The sequence below is a fragment of the Burkholderia puraquae genome (assembly GCF_002099195.1).
GTDB classification, from domain to species: domain Bacteria; phylum Pseudomonadota; class Gammaproteobacteria; order Burkholderiales; family Burkholderiaceae; genus Burkholderia; species Burkholderia puraquae.
Genome location: NZ_NBYX01000010.1, coordinates 143,540 through 165,905, shown reverse-complemented (window position 1 = coordinate 165,905; position 22,366 = coordinate 143,540). Strand labels below are relative to the sequence as shown.

Annotated in this window: 18 protein-coding genes; 9 read left to right on the top strand and 9 right to left on the bottom strand. The window is 61.7% G+C overall.

Going from position 1 to position 22,366, the window contains the following annotated elements; translation table 11 throughout:
* Nucleotides 1-49 precede the first annotated feature (49 nt).
* Complete coding sequence (locus B7G54_RS20375) at nucleotides 50-2,083, top strand: NADPH-dependent 2,4-dienoyl-CoA reductase (RefSeq protein ID WP_085040713.1); 2,034 nt, start codon at nucleotides 50-52, stop codon at nucleotides 2,081-2,083.
* Nucleotides 2,084-2,257: 174 nt separating this feature from the next.
* Here B7G54_RS20375 and B7G54_RS20370 read toward each other — a convergent pair whose 3' ends face one another.
* Nucleotides 2,258-2,662 carry a DUF2471 family protein gene (locus tag B7G54_RS20370; protein ID WP_085040712.1) on the bottom strand — a complete coding sequence of 135 codons (405 nt, stop codon included), beginning with the start codon at nucleotides 2,660-2,662 and terminating at the stop codon, nucleotides 2,258-2,260.
* A gap of 164 nt (nucleotides 2,663-2,826) precedes the next feature.
* The gene (locus tag B7G54_RS20365; RefSeq protein WP_085040711.1) at nucleotides 2,827-3,720 is read right to left on the bottom strand and encodes a LysR family transcriptional regulator; all 894 of its coding nucleotides are present in this window, start codon (nucleotides 3,718-3,720) and stop codon (nucleotides 2,827-2,829) included.
* Between the two features lie 86 nt (nucleotides 3,721-3,806).
* On the opposite strand from B7G54_RS20365, the gene B7G54_RS20360 reads away from it, so the two are divergent.
* The gene (locus B7G54_RS20360; protein ID WP_085040710.1) at nucleotides 3,807-4,592 is read left to right on the top strand and encodes an NAD(P)H-dependent oxidoreductase; all 786 of its coding nucleotides are present in this window, start codon (nucleotides 3,807-3,809) and stop codon (nucleotides 4,590-4,592) included.
* Nucleotides 4,593-4,602: 10 nt separating this feature from the next.
* Here B7G54_RS20360 and tssE read toward each other — a convergent pair whose 3' ends face one another.
* The 7 genes from tssE to tssK form a co-directional block, all read right to left on the bottom strand.
* A complete protein-coding gene (tssE, locus tag B7G54_RS20355; protein ID WP_085040709.1) occupies nucleotides 4,603-5,025 on the bottom strand; it encodes a type VI secretion system baseplate subunit TssE in 423 nt (140 codons plus the stop codon).
* Nucleotides 5,026-5,050: 25 nt separating this feature from the next.
* Nucleotides 5,051-5,422, bottom strand: a complete 372-nt coding sequence (locus B7G54_RS20350) for a hypothetical protein (protein WP_085040708.1) — start codon at nucleotides 5,420-5,422, stop codon at nucleotides 5,051-5,053.
* A gap of 40 nt (nucleotides 5,423-5,462) precedes the next feature.
* A complete protein-coding gene (gene tssH / locus B7G54_RS20345) occupies nucleotides 5,463-8,159 on the bottom strand; it encodes a type VI secretion system ATPase TssH (RefSeq protein WP_085040707.1) in 2,697 nt (898 codons plus the stop codon).
* Between the two features lie 95 nt (nucleotides 8,160-8,254).
* On the bottom strand, nucleotides 8,255-8,740 hold the full coding sequence (locus tag B7G54_RS20340; protein WP_006750272.1) for an Hcp family type VI secretion system effector: 486 nt from the start codon (nucleotides 8,738-8,740) through the stop codon (nucleotides 8,255-8,257).
* Between the two features lie 94 nt (nucleotides 8,741-8,834).
* Nucleotides 8,835-10,613 carry an OmpA family protein gene (locus B7G54_RS20335; protein WP_244289388.1) on the bottom strand — a complete coding sequence of 593 codons (1,779 nt, stop codon included), beginning with the start codon at nucleotides 10,611-10,613 and terminating at the stop codon, nucleotides 8,835-8,837.
* On the bottom strand, nucleotides 10,610-11,284 hold the full coding sequence (locus B7G54_RS20330) for a DotU family type IV/VI secretion system protein (protein ID WP_085040705.1): 675 nt from the start codon (nucleotides 11,282-11,284) through the stop codon (nucleotides 10,610-10,612). Before B7G54_RS20330 ends, B7G54_RS20335 begins: the two co-directional genes overlap by 4 nt.
* A gap of 80 nt (nucleotides 11,285-11,364) precedes the next feature.
* Entirely contained in the window at nucleotides 11,365-12,714 is a 1,350-nt protein-coding gene (tssK, locus tag B7G54_RS20325) for a type VI secretion system baseplate subunit TssK (RefSeq protein ID WP_085040704.1), read from the bottom strand.
* Nucleotides 12,715-13,289: 575 nt separating this feature from the next.
* Here tssK and tssB point away from each other — a divergent pair.
* The 7 genes from tssB (at nucleotide 13,290) to B7G54_RS20300 (ending at nucleotide 22,364) form a co-directional block, all read left to right on the top strand.
* Nucleotides 13,290-13,802, top strand: a complete 513-nt coding sequence (tssB, locus tag B7G54_RS20320; RefSeq protein WP_034185094.1) for a type VI secretion system contractile sheath small subunit — start codon at nucleotides 13,290-13,292, stop codon at nucleotides 13,800-13,802.
* A 73-nt stretch (nucleotides 13,803-13,875) separates the two neighbouring features.
* Nucleotides 13,876-15,426, top strand: coding sequence for a type VI secretion system contractile sheath large subunit (gene tssC, locus B7G54_RS20315; RefSeq protein WP_085040703.1), 1,551 nt, complete (start codon nucleotides 13,876-13,878; stop codon nucleotides 15,424-15,426).
* Between the two features lie 79 nt (nucleotides 15,427-15,505).
* Nucleotides 15,506-17,845, top strand: coding sequence for a type VI secretion system Vgr family protein (locus B7G54_RS20310; protein ID WP_085040702.1), 2,340 nt, complete (start codon nucleotides 15,506-15,508; stop codon nucleotides 17,843-17,845).
* A 9-nt stretch (nucleotides 17,846-17,854) separates the two neighbouring features.
* On the top strand, nucleotides 17,855-20,470 hold the full coding sequence (locus tag B7G54_RS20305) for a glycoside hydrolase family 19 protein (RefSeq protein WP_085040701.1): 2,616 nt from the start codon (nucleotides 17,855-17,857) through the stop codon (nucleotides 20,468-20,470).
* Nucleotides 20,467-20,961 (top strand): hypothetical protein, encoded by a 495-nt coding sequence (locus B7G54_RS38705; protein ID WP_133059196.1) that lies wholly within the window; start codon nucleotides 20,467-20,469, stop codon nucleotides 20,959-20,961. Before B7G54_RS20305 ends, B7G54_RS38705 begins: the two co-directional genes overlap by 4 nt.
* A gap of 187 nt (nucleotides 20,962-21,148) precedes the next feature.
* Nucleotides 21,149-21,802 carry a hypothetical protein gene (locus B7G54_RS38700; RefSeq protein ID WP_133059195.1) on the top strand — a complete coding sequence of 218 codons (654 nt, stop codon included), beginning with the start codon at nucleotides 21,149-21,151 and terminating at the stop codon, nucleotides 21,800-21,802.
* A gap of 304 nt (nucleotides 21,803-22,106) precedes the next feature.
* Entirely contained in the window at nucleotides 22,107-22,364 is a 258-nt protein-coding gene (locus B7G54_RS20300; RefSeq protein WP_085040700.1) for a PAAR domain-containing protein, read from the top strand.
* Nucleotides 22,365-22,366 lie beyond the last annotated feature (2 nt).

Genomic DNA, 22,366 nt, shown 5'->3' with positions numbered 1-22,366 from the left:
AGGCGGCACGCGCCTACGATGTCACGCATCGCTTATTGGCACGATCATCATGACCACGACCTTTCCCCACCTGCTCGCACCGCTCGATCTCGGCTTCACGACGCTGAAGAACCGCGTGCTGATGGGCTCGATGCACACGGGCCTCGAGGACAGCCGCAAGACGCTGCCGCGGCTCGCCGAATATTTCGCCGAACGCGCACGCGGCGGCGTCGGCCTGATCGTGACGGGCGGCTTTGCGCCGAACGTGGCCGGCTGGACCAAGCCGTTCGGCGGCACGCTGATGACGTCGGCCGCCGCGCGGCGCCATCGCGAGATCACGGAAGCCGTGCACGCGGAGGACGGCAAGATCGCGCTGCAGATCCTGCATACGGGCCGCTACGGCTATCACCCGTTCGCGGTCGCACCGTCGAAGATCAAGTCGCCGATCTCGCCGTTCGTGCCGCACGAACTGAGCGCGCGCGGCATCGAGCGGCAGATCCGCGCGTTCGTCCGCTGCGCGACGCTCGCGCGCGAAGCCGGGTACGACGGCGTCGAGATCATGGGTTCCGAAGGCTACCTGATCAACCAGTTCATCTCGATGCATACGAACAAGCGCACCGACCAGTGGGGCGGTTCGTACGAGAACCGCATCCGGCTGCCGATCGAGATCATCGAGCGCACGCGCGAAGCGGTCGGCCGCGATTTCATCCTGATCTACCGGCTGTCGATGCTCGACCTGATTCCGGACGGTAGCGACTGGAGCGAAACCGTGCAGCTCGCGAAGGCCGTCGAACGCGCGGGCGCGACCATCATCAACACGGGGATCGGCTGGCACGAGGCGCGCGTGCCGACGATCGCGACGTCGGTGCCGCGCGGCGCGTTCGCATGGGTGACGAAGAAGATGAAGGGCGAGGTCGGCATTCCGCTCGTGACGACCAACCGGATCAACCGTCCCGAAGTGGCCGAGCAGATCCTCGCGGACGGCTGCGCGGACATGGTGTCGATGGCGCGCCCGCTGCTCGCGGATGCCGAGTTCGTGGTCAAGGCCGCGCAGGGCCGCGCCGACGAGATCAACACCTGCATCGGCTGCAACCAGGCGTGCCTCGATCACGCGTTCAAGAACAAGATCGCATCGTGCCTGCTGAATCCGCGCGCGTGCCACGAGACCGAGCTGAAATACACGCCCGCGCCGCAGCCGAAGCGCATCGCGGTGGTCGGTGCGGGGCCGGCCGGGCTCGCATGCGCGACCGTGCTTGCGCAGCGCGGCCACCAGGTTGACCTGTTCGATGGCGCAGCCGAGATCGGCGGCCAGTTCAACATGGCAAAGCGGATTCCGGGCAAGGAAGAGTTTCACGAAGCGCTGAGCTACTTCGGCCGCCAGGTCGAGCTGACCGGCGTAAACCTGCACCTGAACCGTCGCATGGACGCGAGCGAACTGATCGCGGGCGGCTACGACGAGATCGTGCTTGCGACGGGCGTCGCGCCGCGCGACCCGAAGATTCCGGGGCAGGACGGGCCGAACGTGCTCAGCTACATCGACGTGCTCGCGGGCAGGCAGCCGGTCGGCCGCCGCGTTGCGGTGCTCGGCGCGGGCGGGATCGGCTTCGATGTCGCCGAATACCTGGTGCAGGACGGCGAATCGCCGGCGCTCGATCTGGAAGAGTGGAAGGCCGAATGGGGCGTGACCGACCCGGCCGTGACGCGTGGCGGTGTGACGCGTGCGCAGGTAACGGCGCCCGCACGCGAAGTGACGCTGCTGCAGCGCAAGGCCGCGCCGCTCGGCAAGGGGCTCGGCAAGACGACCGGCTGGATTCACCGCGCGACGCTGAAGATGAAGCAGGTGAAGATGATCGGCGGCGTGAACTACGAACTGATCGATGCGCGCGGCCTGCACGTGTCGTACGGTGAGCAGCGCACCGATCACGAGCTGATCGAGGCCGACACGATCGTGCTCTGCACGGGGCAGGAGCCGCAGCGCGCGCTGCTCGCGCCGCTGCAGGCGGCCGGGCGTTCGGTGCACCTGATCGGCGGCGCGGAACTGGCCGCCGAACTCGACGCGAAGCGCGCGATCGATCAGGGTTCACGGCTCGCGGCACGGCTGTAACCGGTGGTCGCTGCAACGGTCACCCGGACGTACGCCGCGCGGCGGTTCGGGGCTCACCGTTCGATGCCCCGGTTCTCTGACGCAGGACTGAAATCAGCCGCAGCGCCGGCCGCGCCACCACGCAACGTGGCGGCGCGCCCCCGACAGACTGTGACCGTGAACGGCCATCACGGCTCAGGCGGCTTCGGCCCGTTCTTCCTCTTCCGCTTCCAGCATCGCCTTGACGATCAGGTAGATGGCCGGCAGGTCGTCATCGTCGCGACGCCAGTCGACCGGCTCCTCGATGTCCGCGGCGATCAGCCGGCTGTCGCGCAACCGGATGAACGCGTCGACCACGGCCGGATCGTTGCGGTTCAGGAAGCCGGCATTCGAGAATGCCAGCTCTTCGACGTTCAGCAGCGCCTGCCAGCTCATCGTGCGGACGGCCGCAGGATGGGTGCGGCGCCGCAGGCCGAGCGCCCGCTGCGCGGGGCCGCCGGCGACACGCTGCAGATCGACGACCGCCCGCTGCGCGGCGCGCTCGAAGTGGATGGGGTTGAAGCCGGGTTGCTCGGGATCGAATGCGGATGCCTGGAACATGGTCGCCTCACAAAAGTCCGTTCGTCTCTGGATGACGGAATTCGGGTCAAATGGTGCAAAAAGCACTGTAAATATATACAGTGTTTGGCGCGGTTTCAAGCCCCGGATGAAGGATTTCATGCGATGCGATCGAAGCGGGCGGCCGCACCGGGCAGGCGAACGAATTACACCGCTGCCGCGATCGTCTCCCGCAGCCACCGATGCGCCGGATCGCGATGCACGCGCTCGTGCCACAGCATCGACATTTCATAGCCGGGCACCTCGACCGGCGCTTCCACCACGCGCAGTGCGGGCACGTCGCGTACCAGCCGCTCGGGCACCATTGCGACGAGATCGGTGCTTGCGACGGCCGACATCACGAACAGGAAATGCGGCACCGACAGCACGACGCGCCGCGCGGCGCCCATCTTCGCGAGCGCTTCGTCCGTTACGCCGAAGAAGCCGCCGCCGTCGGGCGACACGATCACGTGTTCGAGCGTGCCGAACTGCGCGAGCGTCGGGCGCCGCTTCAGCTTCGGGTGCCCGGCGCGGCCGATGAGCACATAACGCTCGGCGAACAGCGGCCGGCGCCGCATGCCGGGCGGCGACTCTTCGGTCGTATGGAAGGCGAGATCGATGCCGTTTCGTTCGGCATCCTGCTCGATGCGCGGCGGTACAAGCTCGACGACGGCGAGCCGCGTGGCGGGCGCGGCCGAACGCAGCGCGTTCAGCGCGGGCAGCACGATCGTCGATTCGCCGTAGTCGGTCGCTGCCACACGCCACGTGTTCGTCGCGGTCGCGGGATCGAACGGCGTGGCCGGAATGACTGCACGCTCGACCGCTTCGAGCGCATCGCGCAACGGTTCGCGCAGCGCTTCCGCGCGCGCGGTCGGCCGCATTCCGCGTGGCCCCGGCAGCAGCAGCGGATCGCCGAACACGTCGCGCAGTTTCTGCAGTTGCACGCTGACCGATGGCTGCGACATGTTCAGCTTCTCGGCCGCGCGCGTGACGTTGTGTTCGGCGAGCAGCACGTCCAGCGTGACGAGCAGGTTCAGATCGAGCCTTCTGAGATTATTCACGGCTATACCTGGAATATCAGGAATTCATTTCAAATATACCGTCGATGGCGGCATCCTGCAGTCATTCAATCCACGGAGTGACGAACATGAATGTGCTGATCGTGTATGCCCATCCCGAACCGCGTTCATTGAACGGCGCACTGCGCGACTTCGCCGTCGAGCATCTCGAAGCGGCCGGCCACACGGTGCAGGTGACCGACCTGTATGCGATGAACTGGAAGGCGGCGTTCGATGCGAACGACGTGACCGATCGTGCGCCTGACACGCGTTTCGATCCGTCGCTCGACTCGAAGCGCGCATTCGCGGCCGGCACGCAGAGCGAAGACATCGCGCGCGAGCAGGAGAAGCTGAAATGGGCCGACGCGGTGATCCTGCAGTTTCCGCTGTGGTGGTTCTCGATGCCGGCGATCATGAAGGGCTGGTTCGAGCGCGTGTACGCGTACGGCTTTGCGTACGGTGTCGGCGAGCATTCCGATACGCACTGGGGCGATCGCTACGGTGAAGGCTTGTTTGCCGGCAAGCGGGCAATGGTGGTCGTCACGACGGGCGGGTGGGAGTCGCACTATAGCCCGCGCGGCATCAACGGGCCGATCGACGACGTGCTGTTCCCGATCCAGCACGGCGTGCTGTATTACCCGGGCTTCGACGTGCTGCCGCCGTTCGTGATCTACCGGACAGGCAAGATGAACGAAGCGCGCTTCGACGAAACGCGTATTGCGCTCGGCAAGCGTCTGGATGAACTGTGGACGACGCAGCCGATTCCGTTCCGCCGGCAGAACGCGGGCGATTACGAGATTCCGGCATTGACGCTGAAGGACGAGATCGTACCGGGGAAGGTGGGGTTTGCGGTGCATCTGGCGCACGAGGGCTGATCGCGCTCGATCATGAGCGGGCGACGTACCGTTCGATGCGCAGGCGACCGGGCGGCTCGAAGTATGTGCCGAAGCGCACGAGCCCCGCGTTCTTCAGGTGGCAGGTCATCTCGAAGCTGACGAGGATGCCGGGATCGCGATTGTCGACGATCCCGACGTCGATCGAGCGGATGCGCGGCTCGTACTTCAGCAGCGTTGCTTCCATCTGCTGCTTGAGCAAGTGCGCCGACGCGGGCAGGGCCTTGTAGATGTTCGTCAGGTCGGGTAGCCCGTAGTCGGGCAGGTGCTTCAGCGCACCGGCCCGCGTATTGAGGATGCGGCGTACGTTCTGCTGAACGCTCAGGCATTCAAGTGTACGGTCGTCGTACGCGCCGATCGGCTCGCCGCCGATCTGGCCGAGCAACATGTCGTAGAGGGAGGGGCCGGCGGTCATCGTGTTGCTATCGCTCCTGACATGATCAGTTCCTCATGTGCCTGGTGAATATCCGAGCTGAGCCAAGCATGACGAACAGCCGAAAGATTGCCAGTATCAATGCGACTGCCGCGGCAGACAGGAAAATCCACAGCGCGGCCCATGCCAGAGACAGAATTGGCTCGAGGCTACCGGCTTTGCTGCCGCTGACGCCTGCGCCAGCTATCGCAAAGGCGATTAACAGCGGGAGCGGAGCAGTAACGATATAGACGAGTGCCAGGAGAAACAATCGACCTAGCGACATGAAAGTCCAGATATCCTGGGAATTGCGACGCATCTGGATGATTACGCAGGGAATGCGGATCAACCAGAACGCACTGCATAACCACGCACAAGCGACAAGAAGAATGAGCTCCATAGCTTTTCGTTGAGTGCAGATTGGGGACGACCGTGCTGTGTCAGCCTTGCCCCGTTATTGATCGTCGTGTGTTTGGGTTATCGAAATCGATTGTCAAATTACCTGCTGCCCCGATCGTCAGCGAGATCATCGATGTCGCGCAACCCGACGTCATCCGGGTAAGCAGTTCGCGCGAAATGACTGGCAGCACATGCTGGTTCAGGAACGCGTCGACGCTGCGTGCACCCGATTCTCGCGACACGCAGTGTTGTGCGATCGATTCGACCAGATCGTCCGCGTACGACAGTGTCACGGCATGTTGCCGGTGCAGGCGCTCGGCGATCTTGTCGAGTCTGATCCGTACGATCGAGGCGAGCGCCGCGGCGTCGAGCGGCCGATAAACGAGCGTCTGGAAACGCGCGAGCAACGCCGGCTGGAAATGCTCGACCAGTTTCGGATGAATGGTTTCTCGCAAGGTGGCCTGCGTGATCGACGCTTCCTCCGCCGTCGCGTCGTCGATCTGGGTACTGCCGAGATTGGACGTCATCACGATCACGCAGTTGCGGAAATCGATCTCGCGCCCCTCGCCGTCGCGCATCGTGCCCCGGTCGAACACCTGATAGAAGATGTCGAGCACATCGCGATGCGCTTTCTCGACTTCGTCCAGCAGCACGACGCTGTACGGGCGCTGGCGCACTGCTTCAGTCAGCACGCCGCCGCGCCCGTAGCCGACGTAGCCGGGCGGCGAGCCCTTGAGTTGCGACACCGTGTGCGCTTCCTGATACTCGGACAGGTTGATGGTCGTCAGCGCGGCCTCGCCGCCGAACAGCAGATCGGCGAGCGCCAGCGCGGTCTCGGTCTTGCCGACGCCGGATGGCCCGGCCAGCAGGAAGACGCCGAGCGGCGCACGTTCGCTCTTCAGGCCCGCCTTGGCCGTGCGCAGGCTTTCGGCCAACGCGCCGATCGCCTCATCCTGTCCGACCACGCGTGTGGCGAGCATCGCTTCGAGCGCGAGCAGGCTGCGCAATTCGTCCTCGACGAGATTGCCGACCGGCACGCCCGTCCATTCGGCGACGACGCGCGCGATGGATTGCGCATCGACGTCGGCAGAGATCATGGGTGCTTTGCCCTGAGCGGTCGATAACGCGTCAAGCGCGTTGGAAACGGCTGCCGGGTCGGGCGCCTGATCGGTTGCGCCACGGAGGGCGCGCAAGTTGCCGACGAGTTCTTGTTCCCGCGTGTACTGGCCGAGCAGCGCATCGGCGGTGCCGCGCATGTCTTCGTGTTCCCTGTCGATCGCGGTGCGCCGTTCGGCGATGTTGATGATCCCGGCGCCGGCGTCCGCATCGAGTGCGGCGCGCTCCAGTTCGAGCGCCTCCAGTGCGGCGCGCGCCTGCTGCAGTTCCGCAGGCGGGACGTCGAGCGCCATCCTCACGCGCGCGGCGGCCGTATCGATCAGGTCGACGGCTTTGTCCGGCAGTTGCCGGGCTGGAATGTAGCGGCGCGACAGCCGCACGGCCGCGACGATCGCTTCGTCGCGGATGTGGACATCGTGATGTTTCGCGTATCGGTTCGCGAGCCCGCGCAGCATCAGGCAGGCCGTATCGTCGTCCGGTTCGTCGACCTTGACCACCTGGAAGCGTCGTTCGAGCGCGGCATCGCGTTCGAAGTATTCCTTGTATTCGGCCCACGTGGTGGCCGCGATCGTGCGCAACTCGCCGCGCGCGAGCGCCGGCTTCAGCAGGTTGGCCGCGTCGGCGCCGCCCGCCGCGTTGCCTGCACCGATCAGCGTGTGCGCTTCGTCGATGAACAGCAGGATCGGCGTGGCCGAAGCCCGCACTTCGTCGATGACGTTCTTCAGCCGTTGTTCGAATTCGCCTTTCACGCCCGCACCCGCTTGCAACAAGCCGAGACCGAGCGTCAGGATGCGCGTATCCCGGATCGTCTCCGGCACGCTACCTTCGACCACGCGCAATGCGAGCCCTTCGACCAGCGCGGTCTTGCCTACGCCCGGTTCGCCGACGAGGATCGGATTGTTTTTGCGGCGCCGTGCGAGCACGTCGATCATCTGCCGGATCTCGCGGTCGCGGCCGAAGACGGGATCGATCTCGCCGCGACGTGCTTTTTCGGTCAGGTCGAGTGCGAAGCGGGCGAGCGCGTCAGGTTCGATCGGGCGCGTCGGTGTGTGTCGCGGAGAGGTGGCCGACGGCGTCGTGCCGTCGACGGGCAGATCGCCCGTCGAGTCGGTTTCGCGCGCTGGTATGGAGTCGTCGCCTGCGTTTTCGCACGACCGTCGTCCAAGCCGCGGCAGCACACGCCGGATTTGCGCGCTGGAGACCGACAGTAGCGGCCACGCACGCTGCGTTCGCAGCACGTGCGGCGCATCGACGATGGCCTGCAGCAGATGTCCGGAGCGAATGATGCCGTCGCGATCGTCGGTCATCGCATGCGCCCACGCATCCTCGATCACCGTGGCGAGCTGCCGCGACAGCGCCGGCATGCCGCGCAACGTGCGTGGCATGCGGTCGATCACGTCGATCAGTGCGTCCCAGACGGCATCGATGTCGAGATCGTAGTGGCGCAGCAGCGCGGGAATGTCGCCGTCGTCCGCCTCGATCAGCTTCAGCACCCAGTGTTCGACCGCGATTTCGTCCGAGAGCCGGGTCTGGCAAAGACTCGCGGCGGCTTCGAGCGCGCGCGTGCAGTGGGGATTGAGGCGGCGAATGAGATGGGAAGCATCCCGGAGCGGCGGCGTCATGTCGGTAGCGGGTCAGGAAGGGAGGAGGGCGGGTGCCCGGAGCGGCGAAATTCCCGCCGCGCGAGCGCGACGGAATCCGCCAGCCGTTCAGTCCATCAGGAACGTTCGTTCCAGGTGTCCTTGTGGATGATGTTGCCGTCCTTGTACGACCACGTGATCGTCTCGTAGCGCAGTTCGACGTCTTCGAGATGGTTGTGCTTCTCGTAATCGGGGTTCTTGATGTCGAGCATCTTCGGCTTCACCGCGACGATCTTCACGTTGTCGAGCTTCGTGTTGAAGTATTCCTTCTCCTTGCCCGCGTCGTCGATCCGGTACCACTTGATTTCGACCGACTTCAGCGTCTGGCCGCTCGTCACGGCCTTGTACAGATAGGGTGTCGATGCGTCTGTCTCCTTCGTCAGCGTGATCGGCTTGTGCACGCGCGTGCCGGTCAGCTTGCCCGTATTGCCGTCGGTCGGAATGTGCACGCCATGATCGAATGCAACCAGTTCGACACTGCCTTCGCGATCCTGGACGGTCACCGAACCCTTGATGTCCGCACCGCCGTCGTCCTTGAGCCACATGTAGGCCGGAATTGCCATTTGTTCACTCCTTCTTCTTCGTACTGCGAATCGCCGGAACCGGATTCCGACGTTGACAAACCCGAGGCGACTGCCTCGGGAACCCAAACGCGTGTTATTTCGTGGCACCGGTCGGGACGGCTGGCACCAGTGTATCGGGAACGAGCGTGATCTCGACCCGGCGATTCTTTGCTCGTCCTTCCGGCGTGGCGTTATCCGCGACCGGCCGTGTATCACCGTAGCCCTGGATCGCGAACTGTGTCGGCGGGATGCCGGATGCCTCGACGAGCCAGTCGCGCACGGCCGACGCTCGCTCGATCGACAGCTTCAGGTTGCGGTCGGGCCGGCCCTGATCGTCCGCATAGCCGGCGACGAGTACGCGCTTGCCGGGATGGGCTTTGATCAGGTCGAGCGCATCGACCATCGCGCGCGTGGTGCCCGTCTTGAGCCGCGCTTTGCCGCTGTCGAACAGGGACATGCTGTCCAGCGTGACGACGGCGGGCGGCGGCGGGGGCGGTTCGTAGGAGGCGATCGCCTCATTGAGAGCCGGCAGCAATGGTGCGCCGTGATAGGTGCCGAACGACAGCCGAAGCGGAACGCCGACACGCGCATATCGGTCGAGCTGATCGCGGTCCGATGCAAGGGACCGGAGGGCGTCGCGCTTCGCGGCGTCCTGCGTGGCGGGGATACGGTTGTAGCGGTCGAGGTGCTCGCCGATGCGGGTCATCAACACATCGTTGTTCTTCGCGGCTCCGCAGATGGCGGCGATTGCCGCGCAGGCAACGATCGCAATGACGTGTGCGACGGCGGTGATGCGTGACGATCGCCACGATCGGCGTGGCATCGCGTCGATCAGCGGCTGCGGCAATGGCCAGGGCAGCGGCGACGCAGATAGTGCGGCCGGGGCGATACCCGTCAGGCCGCGAACTTCACGTTCCCACGGTTTGCCGGGTCCAGTCGCCGGACCATGGTCGATCCAGCCGGCGCCGAACAATGGCCAGGGTGACGCAGGCTGGCGGCGGTCCGTCAGCGTGTCGAACACGATCCGGCGCGTCCATCCGATCATCGACGCAAGCCCGGCGGCGCGTGCTGCGGCCTGCGGACTTCCGTCGGCATGGAGGGCATCCGTTTCGGCTGCATCGATTGCTGTGTCGAAGCGGTGCATTTTCGTGATCGGCGAGCCAGCCGACAGGCCATACCACCGGGAAGACGATTCGCCGGTTGCCGGCATCGCGGCAAGACTCGTGTCCGAGAGTCGTTGATAGATCGCAACGTAACCTGGCAACGACATGCCAAGCATGCGCGACGTATCGGCGACGGCCTGCCGGATCACGCGCAGCGTCTGCGACAGCGTGCCGTCGTTCGCGTGAAGGGACGGGGAGACCGACAGCACGACACAATCGGGGGCGTGGCCGTCGCGCCACTGGCGGACCGCGACGGCGAGACGGGGAAGATCCTGGGGCCGGTCGGCTCGCAACCAGATTGCGCCGTCACCGACGTGGACGAAACGCGATTGAGCCATGTCGCGATCGAACAGGGCGGGCAAACCGTCGCCAACGACGAGCGAGAGCGGCATTTTCGTACGCAATGCGACAGGCAGGTCGGCGGTCGCGGCGCCGAGTTGTGCGATCGCGTGCACGTTTCGTTCGCGGGTGCGAGCCATGCTGCGCGAATGCAGCCAGACGACTAGCATGGCGAACACGATGACCGTCGTAACCAGTCCCCACATGACGCCGCGGTCGACGGGGAGAACCCATCCGATGATGGCCAGCGCCGGTGAGGCCGAAACCGTCACGACCGTGCGTAACGGATAGCCGAGGCCGGCCAGCGCTGCGCGTGCTGCGTCGGAATCGGCGCGTGTCGTTGCGGGCGGGAGATCCGTATCCGACTTCACGGTCGTTTCGCTTTCTGAGCGAGTTGTGCGAGTTCCGCATCGAGGATGCGATCCCATGCGAACCACACGAGTAGCGCGATGACGCAGGCCGTACCCGCGATCGCCCATGGCGAAAGATGCCTGAACCGGTCGAGCAGGCGCGTGTTCGTGCGATCGGTGACGAATCCCGGCATGGCGGCCGGGCGCAACTGATCGATCCGTGCCGCCAGTGCCGCGATCAATGCCTGGCGCTTCGCTTCACCGTCATGGGCATCCGCAGACGAACCCGAGCGGGCAGCGTAGCAGCCGCGGAATCCCAGGCCGAGAACGGCCGCGTAGCATTCGAGCAGATCGACGTTCGGTGCGGGTTCTCGCATCCGGTGTTCGATCCGTTCGTAAATGCGCGTGCCTGCGTCGTGAATGCCGAACCGGTCGACCTGCAGCGGCTTCTGCTCCCAGCGTGCCTTGTCGGAGGCCGACAGATATCGCAGTGCGGCTTCGTCGACCAGTCCGCACTGCGCGATGACGGCGTCGTCCCGTATGTCGGCGGCGACCCCTTGCGCATCGAGCGCAGTCGCGAATTGCGCGACGAGCCTCATGCACTGCTGGCGCAGGCTTTCGTGGTTGTCGATCTGGCCGCCATTCGACAGATGGGAGACCAGTAGCGCCGTATCGCGCAGCAATGCACGCATCGAAGGTTGAGGCGAGTGACCGGACGAAGGCTCCCGCGCGAGTAGCGCGGATTCGTGACGCGTGGAGACGATGGCATTCATCAGCGCAGCACCGCATAGAGTTCGATCGACGCGTCGGAAATCGACGCGGGCAGATAGATCCGGCACGCGCGAGCGGCGAGCATTCTCGCATGCGCGGCATCATGCGCATCGAGCGCGAAATAGTGGTTGTCCAGCCGGACCGGTATGGCGCCGGGCACCCGCTGTACCGCCTTGAGCGGGATGCCCGCCACGGCGGAATTGACGATGTGTTCGACGTCGTCCGGCGCGCCGATCTTGCACAGGCGCTGAAACTGTTCGACGAGTTCGAACGCAGGTAGCGTTGCGTTGACGGACAGATACCAGTCAGCCGCGCCCTCGACGATGCGTTCGTCGAGGAACTGTCCGACCCAGGTGGTCGGTGTCGTATGCGAAAGCCCGATCGAGACGACACGCGAAGGGATGATCGTGTCGAGCAGGCCGCGAATCAGCGATTCGAGCGTCGCGAAAACATCGTGAGCGCGTGCATGGTCATAGGGCGGAATGTCGGTCAGTGCGACGCGCGTCGAGAAGGTGGTCAACGAACCGGCCAACTGGGCGAGCACCTGATACAGGCGATCGGTCGGTTGCCCGGGATGCGACGCGAGGAAGCGCAGTTGCGGCCAGGCCTGATGGAGGCAGTGCAGGAGCCAGAACAGCTGGACGTCGGCCACGCCATATTCGGCCACCTGCTCGATGCGCTCGCTGCGCCGTGCGCCGAGCAGCGCGCTCTTGGCAGCGAGGATATCGGCGAGACGCCGGGTGCGTTCGATGTGCAGCGCGTGGCCGGACAACGTCAGGCATGGCGGAACGAAGTCGCGATCGACCTGGAAACGGCCGCTCGTCGTGCGATTCAGGCGCGCGATCGCGCACACGGTGTCGTCCGCATGCGATTCGAAGCCGAACAACAGCCGCACGGCGTGGCGCTCGGCGGCGATTTCGGCCTCTCCTGCGCCGCTCAGATCCGTCACCTTGACGAACTCGCGATACGCGCGACGCGGGCGGGCCAGTGCCGTTTCGTCGAAGCGGCAGTTGCTGCCGTTCGCATCGGGCAACGCGAGCGCGGCGAGCACGTCGATCGTCTGGGCATCGGCAGGAATTTCGCCGGCGAGATCGCGCGCAGGCGGCAACGCATCGGCGACGGTCGTGTCGATCGGCGTGCCGTCGGGGAAGCGCAATTGCATCCGGGTGAGCTTCAGGCGACCGGAGGCCAGTGCCTCTTCGTCGACGTCGACGCCCAGTGTTCCCCATGGCGCAACGGCGATTGCTGATGCCAGTTGTTGCATAGCGAACCCGTTCCAGCGTTCCTGCTGCTGGAAATGCTGCTGCGTAAGAATCAGCCCTTCATGCCAGAGCGGTTTGTCGATCCGCATGGTGTGGTCGTAATGATCCAGGAATTATGAGGCGCCGATTCTATACATCGTTTTCCGATTTCGTATACCCCGGGTAATTGGAATTTGTTGAAAATAGTGTCGATTAATTGAGATAAATGATGTATTTATTTTGAGATTATGCGGGCGGGTTTTATTTTCGGCGTTCGGGTTGTGTGGTGCGGTTTTTTATCAAGATTCTTCGCCCTTGGTATGTTCGAATTTATTTATAAGAATCAATTGCTTATACGGTTCTATAAATTTTATTGGATAGCAGTCACGGATGGTGTGCGCACGCTTCGGGTTGCGTCGGGAGGTCGGGCAAAAATAGGCTGAATCTCATTATAAAAAATCGTATCGTCGTTAATTTTGGATTTTTTGCATTCCGGGTTTACTCGTCGATAAAGGCCATGATATTTTTTGCCGCCTGAGTCGGATATCGGGCCGCGAATATCCGACTCGGTCGTTCGTCGATGCACGTTGCGGGGTTCGGCATGGGCGGTGCGGACGACGGAGCACCCGTGAGTCGTGGGTGCGTGTCGCGGAGTCTTCAAGCTTCCTGAGATAAGGAGAACGAATTGGATAGCTTTCAACGAGAGATCCCGAAGAGCCGGGTGTCGATCACCCTCGATCTGCATACGGGCGGTGCGCAGAAAAAGGTCGAGCTCCCCCTGAAGCTGCTGGTTGCCGGCGACTTCAGTGCCGGTCGTGAGCAGGCGCCGCTCGCCGAGCGCAAGAAGGTGAACATCGACAAGAACAACTTCGATGCCGTCCTGGCCGACTATGCGCCGGATTTGAAAATCGCCGCGGACAACACGCTGGCCGGCGATGGTTCGGAACTGCCCGTCAACCTGTCGTTCCGGTCGATCAAGGACTTCGAGCCCGAGCAGGTCGCGCGCCAGATTCCCGAGCTCCAGGCGCTCCTCGCGATGCGCAATCTGCTGCGCGACCTCAAATCCAACCTGCTCGACAACGGCACGTTCCGTCGCGAGTTCGAGAAGGTGCTGAAGGACGATCGCCTGTCCGCAAAGCTGCGCGGCGAACTCGCACAGATCGCGACCGCCGCGACGCAGCCGGAAGGGCATGCGTGAACGCCGCTGGGCAAAACGCGCGTTCAGCGCATTCCGCAACATCGTAGCGATTCGATCGCAGACAGGACCCGAGATGAAATCCACTGAAACTCAGCAGACCGGCGCGACCGAAACGGTCGTGCTGGATGCCCCGCACGGGGATATCGACAGCGTCTATGCATCGCTGTGCAGCAAGATCAACCTGAAGCCGATCAGCGAAGCGCGCCCGCTCGAGGCATTCCGCGACAACGACATGCTGTCCGAGGCGTCGGCCGATGAGCGCATCGCGCGCGGGATGGGCGCATTCCTGGAACTCGTCGCGAACGCGCGCCAGCCGGTGGACCGTCTCGACAAGTCGCTGCTCGATTTCCATATCGGCCAGATCGACCGGCAGATCAGCCGCCAGCTCGATGCCGTGATGCATACGCAGGAATTCCAGGCACTCGAAGCACGCTGGCGCGGCCTGAAAATGCTCGTGAGCCGCACCGATTTCCGCAAGAACGCGCGCATCGAAGTGCTGGACGTGTCGAAGGACGCGCTGCAGCGCGACTTCGAGGATACGCCGGAACTGATCCAGAGCGGCTTGTACCGACTGACGTACATCGAGGAATACGACACGCCGGGCGGCCAGCCGATCAGCGCGATGATCAGCGACTTCGAGTTCGCGAATTCGCCGATGGACATCGCGCTGCTGCGCAACATCTCGAAGGTGGCCGCCGCCGCGCACATGCCGTTCATCGGCTCGGTCGGGCCGGCATTCTTCGGCAAGCAGTCGATGGAGGAAGTGGCTGCTATCCAGGACATCGGCAACTACTTCGATCGCGCCGAATACATCAAGTGGAAGAGCTTTCGCGATACCGACGATGCGCGTTACGTGGGCCTGACGATGCCGCGCGTGCTCGGCCGTCTGCCGTACGGCAAGGACACGGCGCCGGTGCGTGCGTTCAATTACGAGGAGGCCGTCAAGGGCCCCGATCACGACAAGTACCTGTGGATGAATGCGTCGTTCGCGTTCGCGGCGAACATGGTGCGCAGCTTCGTGAGCAACGGCTGGTGCGTGCAGATTCGCGGGCCGCAGGCGGGCGGCAAGGTCGAGGATCTGCCGGTCCACCTGTACGACCTCGGCACCGGCTACCAGCCGAAGATCCCGACCGAAGTGCTGATCCCGGAAACCCGTGAATTCGAGTTCGCGAATCTCGGTTTCATCCCGCTGTCGTTCTACAAGAACCACGACTTTGCGTGTTTCTTCTCCGCGAACTCGGCGCAGAAGCCGGCGCTGTACGAGACCAAGGAAGCCACCGCGAACAGCCGCATCAACGCCCGGCTGCCGTACATCTTCCTGCTGTCGCGCATCGCGCACTACCTGAAGCTGATCCAGCGCGAAAACATCGGCACGACCAAGGATCGCCGCCTGCTCGAACTCGAGCTGAACGGCTGGATCAAGGGTCTCGTGACCGAGATGAAGGATCCGGGTGACGAGCTGCAGGCGTCGCATCCGCTGCGCGAGGCGAAGGTCACGGTCGAGGATATCGAGGATAACCCGGGCTTCTTCCGGATCAAGTTGTTCATCGTCCCGCACTTCCAGGTCGAAGGGATGGATATCGGGCTGTCGCTCGTGTCGCAGATGCCGAAGGCCAAGAACTGATCCGACGTTTGTCTGCGAGCCGCCGGGGTGTGGAGGGGTACCCCGGCGGTGCCGTGTGTTTGCACAACCGAGAGAGTCGATGTCGATGATTTTGCCTACGCAGGCTTATGAATTGAAGCTGTCGCCGCATCCGGCGCCGACGTCCGTGCTCCGCTTCGCGGGCCGGGACGCGGTGAGCGAGTTGTACCGCTACGATATCGAATTCACGAGCCCAGTAGCCGGTATTCCGATGGAGCAGGTGGTCGGCCGCCCGGCAAAATTCATCGCCGCGCCGGTCGATCCGAACATGGACTATCTACGCAGAATGTTTGGCGAGGGCGCAGAGCAATTCAGCAAGATGCCGCCGGCCTACAAGATCCACGGCGTCATTACGGAGTTCGACGAGCTCGACACCTCGGCCGATCAGACGCACTATCGGGTCCGACTGGAGCCAAAGCTCGCCGATCTGAACCGGGGCGTGACGAGCCGGCTGTTCCAGAAGCAGTCGATCGAGGAGATCGTGACCGACACGCTGCGCCATTATGGCTACCGGGCCGGGGTCGATTTCCAGTTCCAGTTGCGCGCTCAGTACAAGCGCCGTGAGTACGTGACGCAGTATCACGAAACGACGTTTTCGTTCATTCAGCGGATCTGCGCCGAGGAAGGGCTCTGGTTTCGCTGGGAGCAGCAGAAGGATTATGCGGTGCTCGTGTTTGGCGACGATCTGGACGCCTATGCACGCAAGCAGCGCACCGTGTCATACCCGCGTGATTCGGGGCTCGAGAGTTCGGGCATGGACGCGATCAAGACGCTCGAGAAGCGGACCCGGCGCGTGCCGGAAGCCGTCCGCCTGCACGATTACAACCACCGTGAGGCGGGTGTGTCGCTGCTGGTCGAGGAAAATGCCGCGCGCGACGACAAGACGACGAGCGGCATCGATTACCAGTGGGGCGAGCACTACGAGACGCCGGAAGAGGGCAAGAGCTTCGCCCGTCGGCGCCACGAGGAATACCTGGCGAACCAGATCACCTTCAGGGGTACCGGCAATCCGTTCTGGCTCGAAGCGGGCGAAGTCATGCGACTGGCGCCGCATCCGGCCGACGCGAAGCACGGGATTTTCGTCACGGCGGTGGAGTCGCAAGGCGGGCGCGACCAGTCGTACTGGGTGACCTTCGAGGGGATTCCGTCAAGCCGCGTATGGCGCATGCCGGTTGCATCGTTCGAGCAACCAGTCATCGACGGGATCCTGCCGGCCCGGATTACATCACCTGGCGATTACAAATACGCGTACTTGACGGAGCAGGGCTGGTACGTGATCAAGCTCCCGTTCGATCTCGACGAATGGAGCCCGGGCGGCACCAGCCGGCCGGTGCGGTTCGCGAAACCGTATAGCGGCGACAACTACGGGCATCACTTCCCGCTGATCGACGGGGCGGAAGTGGCGGTCGTCTTCACGCAGGGTCATCCCGACCGCCCGGTGATCATCGGGGCCATGCATGACAGCCTGCATCCAGATCTTGTCACCAGCCAGAACCATACCCGGAATCTGATCCGCACCGCAGCTCAAAACGAGCTGCGAATGGAGGACAAGGAAGGTGTCGAACACGTCCATCTGACGACGCCGTTCCAGGTGAGTGAGCTGAACCTCGGCCACATGGTTGACGGTGATCGCAAGGATCGCGGGCGGGGTGCCGAGTTGCGTACCGACGGGCCGGCGGCGATTCGAGGATCGAAGGGTGTGTTGGTGACTGCGGAAGGACAGCCAGGCGCCGCGGGCCAGCAGCTCGCCATGCAGGACGCCGAGACGACGCTCGAGCAGGCCGAACAAATCCTGAATGCGCTTAACGACTCGGCGAACGCTGCGAAAGCCCTGCAGGCTGACATCGATCAACAGCGCGTACTGATCGAGCAAAAGCTCAAGCGGCTGCAGAAGCCCGTCCTCGTCGCCACGGCCCCCGACGGCGTCGGGCTCGCCAGCGGACAGCAGATGCAACTTGCTGCACGCAAGCAGATGTTTGTGACCGCAGGCGATGGACTCGACATCGGCGTGATGAAGCGAATCGCGGTGGCGGCAGGCGAGGCAATTTCACTTTTTGCGGCGAAGCTCGGGATTCGCATCTACGCCGCGAAGGGCAAGGTCCAGGTTCAAGCACAGTCCGATGCGATGGAACTGATGTCGATGCAGGACATGGCGGTCAGTTCTTCGGATGGCGAAGTGATCATCACCGGCCGCAAAGGTGTCACGCTCGGCGATGGATCGGGTGCCTACATCAAGCTCTCGGGTGGCAAGATCATTATCGGGAGTCCGGCCGGAGAGATCGAGGTTAAGGGCAATTTGACGATCGACGCTCCTGACGGCGGTAGTTTCAAATTCCCGACTTGGGCCGCGGCGCCCGTCAACGACGTGCGGAGTGCAACGAACTTCGGATTTTCTGAGTAACGGACAACCATGGCAAACCCACCCGCACCGAAGAAGCCGCAATCCCCCGCGCCGGCACCGGCCAAGCTGAAGCCGTTGCCGTTCGCCTTTCCGTTCCTGCGGAAGGGAAAGGGAAAGAATGAGGCTTCCGCACAATTCACGGATGAGCACGAAATCTACCGCCTGCTTGCCGAGCGTGAGCCGTCGGGGACGTATCTCGTCAGTCGCAAGGGGATGTGGCATGGCGGCATTCATGTCACGGAGGCGGGCGCTGGACAATCTCTGGATCTTGACGCGGGCTTGCGCTGCATCGCCGACGGCGTGCTGATCGCATTTCGCGCCAACAAAACCTATTCGATCAGCGAAGTCGGAGAGGTGGGAAGCGAATCACTGGTTCAGGCACCGTACAGTACGGGCTTTGCTCTGGTGCAGCACACGATGGAGTTCCCGCGGGGCGCGAAGCTGACGTTTTACAGCCTGTACATGCACCTGATGTCGCTGGAGGACTACGCCAATTTCCCGAAGCGGAGCAAGCCGGCGTATTGGTTGCGACAGTGGCGGGTTACTCAGTATGCGCAGGACAAACCGTCGCCGGGCCGCAACGGTCAGGTCCCGGATTCCTCACTGCAAGGGTTGCGGGTCCGCAAAAGCCACCCGCGCGGCGAAATCCTTGGCATCCTGCCGCAGGGGGCAAGCGTTAGCATCGGCAAACGGGAGAAGAACTGGGGGCAAGTGACGGATCTGCATGGCGCGTCGTTGCTTGCACCGGAGGCCGGCGGCTATGTTGAGCCGAGCAGCGGTGTCGGCGGCTGGGTTTTTCTGGGCAAGGAAAACGGCGGGCCGCTCGTCGAGGAGGTCTTCCCGGATTCGACGTTTGACCGGGTGGTCGTCATGACCGAACAAGTAGGTCAGTCGGGAGACTCGCGAGGAATCAGAGGTGGGATTCCGATCAAGGCGGGCGACCCGATCGGTCATCTCGGTCGCTACGATTCGCTGAACGAATGCACGTCCGGCACGAGGATGGCGCACATCGAGGTGTTCTGTGACGACAGTATTCAGTCGTTCCTCGAGCAAGGTCGAGCGTGGGTCGATCAACACGGCCCGCACAAGGAGGACTGGTCGGCATTGGGCCTGCCTTCCGAGCCGACGATTCTTCGGATTGCACCGGGCACGGTGTTACATCAACGCCAGGACAAGAAATTTGTCCCTGGCGCTGACCCGCAGTCGAGAAAGACAGACACTGTCCAGGTGTATTCGCTTGCCGAATTGGCTCGTGATCCCCAACGACGAATCGCTGAGCCGAAGCCAAACCCCAATCCGGGCTACCCGGTGAACTGGTGGCGCGTTGAAGGCGTGAACGCACAAGGTGAATCGATCGACGGCTGGGTGTGCGATTTCAACCACCCTGGTGGCCGGGTAACGCGGGAATTCGCGCAGAAGTGGATCGGCTTCGAGTGTGTGGCTGATGCCCATGATCCGGCGCATACAATCTTTGCGACAACCCCGAAGTGGGTTGATTATGTGAGCGGCGCCAATGTTGCCGACGTCTCTGCGCGCTCGAATCTCAGCCCGCTGATGCTCAAGGTGTATGACGCCCTGTTCACGAAGGGTGATGGCAAGCAGGCGGCTGACGAACTATGCACACTGTCGCAGACCGAGCGTGGTGGATATCCGTGGCTAATGCACACGGCGTCCCGGCTGATCGTCAAGCACGAAAGTGAGTGGGCGAATCCGTCGAAGTGGAAGCAGCTGATTGCTGAACTGGAGAAGCAGACGGGTCCCAAGCCGCAGCACGAGGAAGAGCAGAAGCGAATCGATAAGCTTGCGTGGTGGGATGAAGTGAAGGCCGGGGTGCCGGGCTTCCCGGGGCCGGAGGTTTTCCACGGTCATCCTTTGGGCATTGTCAGTAATTTTATTGCCGGGAAGTTTCAGTTCACCGTGGCAATGATGAAGCGAATATTTCCAGGCGCTCACGCGGAAATTCTTCAGGGCGTGGTTGATGAATTAAATGCACATATTGAAGTTTATAAACTGAATTCACCTCTTCGTAGATCGCACTTCTTCGCTCAGGTGAGGCAGGAGACAGGCGCATCTTTAACTCTCGAGGAGGGATTTGTCTGGAGGGCGGAAGCTCTCATAGAAAATTTTTCATACTTCAAAAAAAATCCGAAGATAGCTAGAGCGCACGGGTATGAGAAGAAAAAGGGAGTTAAGGCTGACGGGTCTCACATGACTCAGGAAGATTTTGAGATTATTGCGAATGGAGCATATGGTGGGCGCGCTGAATTGGGCAATGGAGATAATGATAGCGGCGATGGATGGAAATATAGAGGGAGGGGCATGAAGCACGTTACTGGGCGAGCGAATTATCGGGAATTCAATGGCTGGAACAAAAAACACCAAGCTGAGTGGCCTGAGGATGATGTTAATTTCGAAGAAAACCCCGATCTCTTGACGCAGTCAAAATATGCCGTCAGATCGGCAGCATATTTCTGGGTTGCGCGAGGCCTTCCGGAGATTGCTGACCGAGGTGCTACATCTGATCAGGTTAATGCGATTACCGCTATTGTGAACAAAAACACTGACAGCTACGGCAAGCGCGTTAAAAATTTCGATGAGATAAACGATCGCGGAGATTTCAATTGAATTATCGATCGCCACGGGCGTTTCTCGGTTTTATTGGGGTTTTTATTTTTTTGAGTGGGAAGATGGCCCGCGCAGAAGAAATTACATTGTGCCAACCGCATGAGGAAATTTACTTCAGTTGTCCGGTTGGCGGAAAGCTGGTTTCGTTGTGCGCATCGGGAAATATTTCTCCTAATAATGGATATGTGCAGTATAGGTATGGATTGCCGGGGCGCGTTGAGTTGCAATTTCCGAAGAGTCCGAATCCTCCCGGAACAGAAATGACGATAAGCGATATTTCGGCCGGAAATTTAAATTTCACTCATATAAAATTCAGAACTGGGGGGTACGATTATGTGATTTATCAAGGGTCGCCAAGCGGGGTGTATGTGAAAAAGCATGGCCGCCTAGTATCGAATCACATGTGTTCCCAGGGAATGTATCAACAACTTAATCAGCGAATATTTCGCGGATTAAGAACAGCTTCGCCTGTCAGTGGCGTAGATGATTGACGGGGTGTAAAGATTGGCGAGGTCGAGTGTAGCGCCTCTTTTGAATTTTCCGTCTGAGCAGTTATGGAAATTTATCGAACAGTCTCGGTGGCAGTCATTACCCTTCTGATGGGAGGGTGGATGTGAAAGGATCGGATTTGCTCGGTAAGGTTGTAACTAACTTCGCGATCTGAGATGGGACTCAGAAATGATTAATAAGTCAATATTGATGCTCTTGGCAGTACTGTCTGTCTGCGTTCAGGCCCAGGAAAGTGTGTTGGGTGAATCAAGTGTTTTAGAGTACGCCAATGGTGGGCACAACGTCTACCGATCGCTACGCTTTCAACGCCCAGATGGCACGACGTTTAGCCCCTTCGATGAGGGATTGAGATTTTACAAGCCCGGCGCCAACAGCCTGTCTCCGGACAGGCAGTACTTGATCGTGAGCTTTTCTGCCGAAGGAGATCTCGACGATTCCAGCGGTGTGTCTGTGCATACCGAGTATCTGTGTGCGTTCTTACGTACGAAGGACGGTTGCGTTGTGCATGTGGCGCGGGATACCGTCTGTGGTGGAGAGTGGCACCCGCCTCACCAGTGGTCCATCAACATTGAACCGATCTTCGATAATCCACCTAATGCAGCCGACACCTATGCTGTTTACGCATCGAAATATAAAAGTGGATACCAAGTTTCACAGCCACCAATCCTAGCCTATCTGGCGGAAGGTACCGCAGTTGGCAATCTGCTTGCGTGCGACCCACCGAATTCAGGTAACAGAAGCGCTTATTCGAAACTACTTGTCCAACTGCGGGAGGATGGCGACACCGAAAACGCCGCCAAACTGAAGGAGATCCTGCAGTGACCGGAGTGGCGTATCTATCCACGTAGCGTCAGTTGAGTCGGGCGCCTGGGCCGTCCATGCAGTGATTTCCAAGAAGGCGTATCTCTATGGAAAACCCGATAAATCATCAGTTACCAGATTCTACCTTGTGCAAGGTGATTCGGTATTGGTGAATAAATCTAGCTTGTCGCAGGGGTTTATGGCGTTAATGTATCGTCGGAATAAAGAAAATATTATCGATAGATGGATTCGTTGTGAAGATGTGAGTGCGTGCTCCACAGGTAATTGAATCGTCGATTTTTAATTTCTTATCTAGGTATTCAAGGTGAAAAATCTCGTATATGAAGGTGACGCAACGAGCCACGGCGGCAAGATTCTGAACGGTTCCGATCGCATCAAGGTGAAGGGGCGCCGGGCCGCCCGTATCGGCGACAAGGTTTCATGTCCGATTCACGGCGACAACGAAATCGTCGAAGGCAGCGGCAGAATGAAGGATGGCACCACGCCGCTGTCGCGCGACGGGGATCACACGCGATGCGGGGCTGAACTCATTGCCTCGTTCAGCGGAGCTCGGGTTCGGTAAGC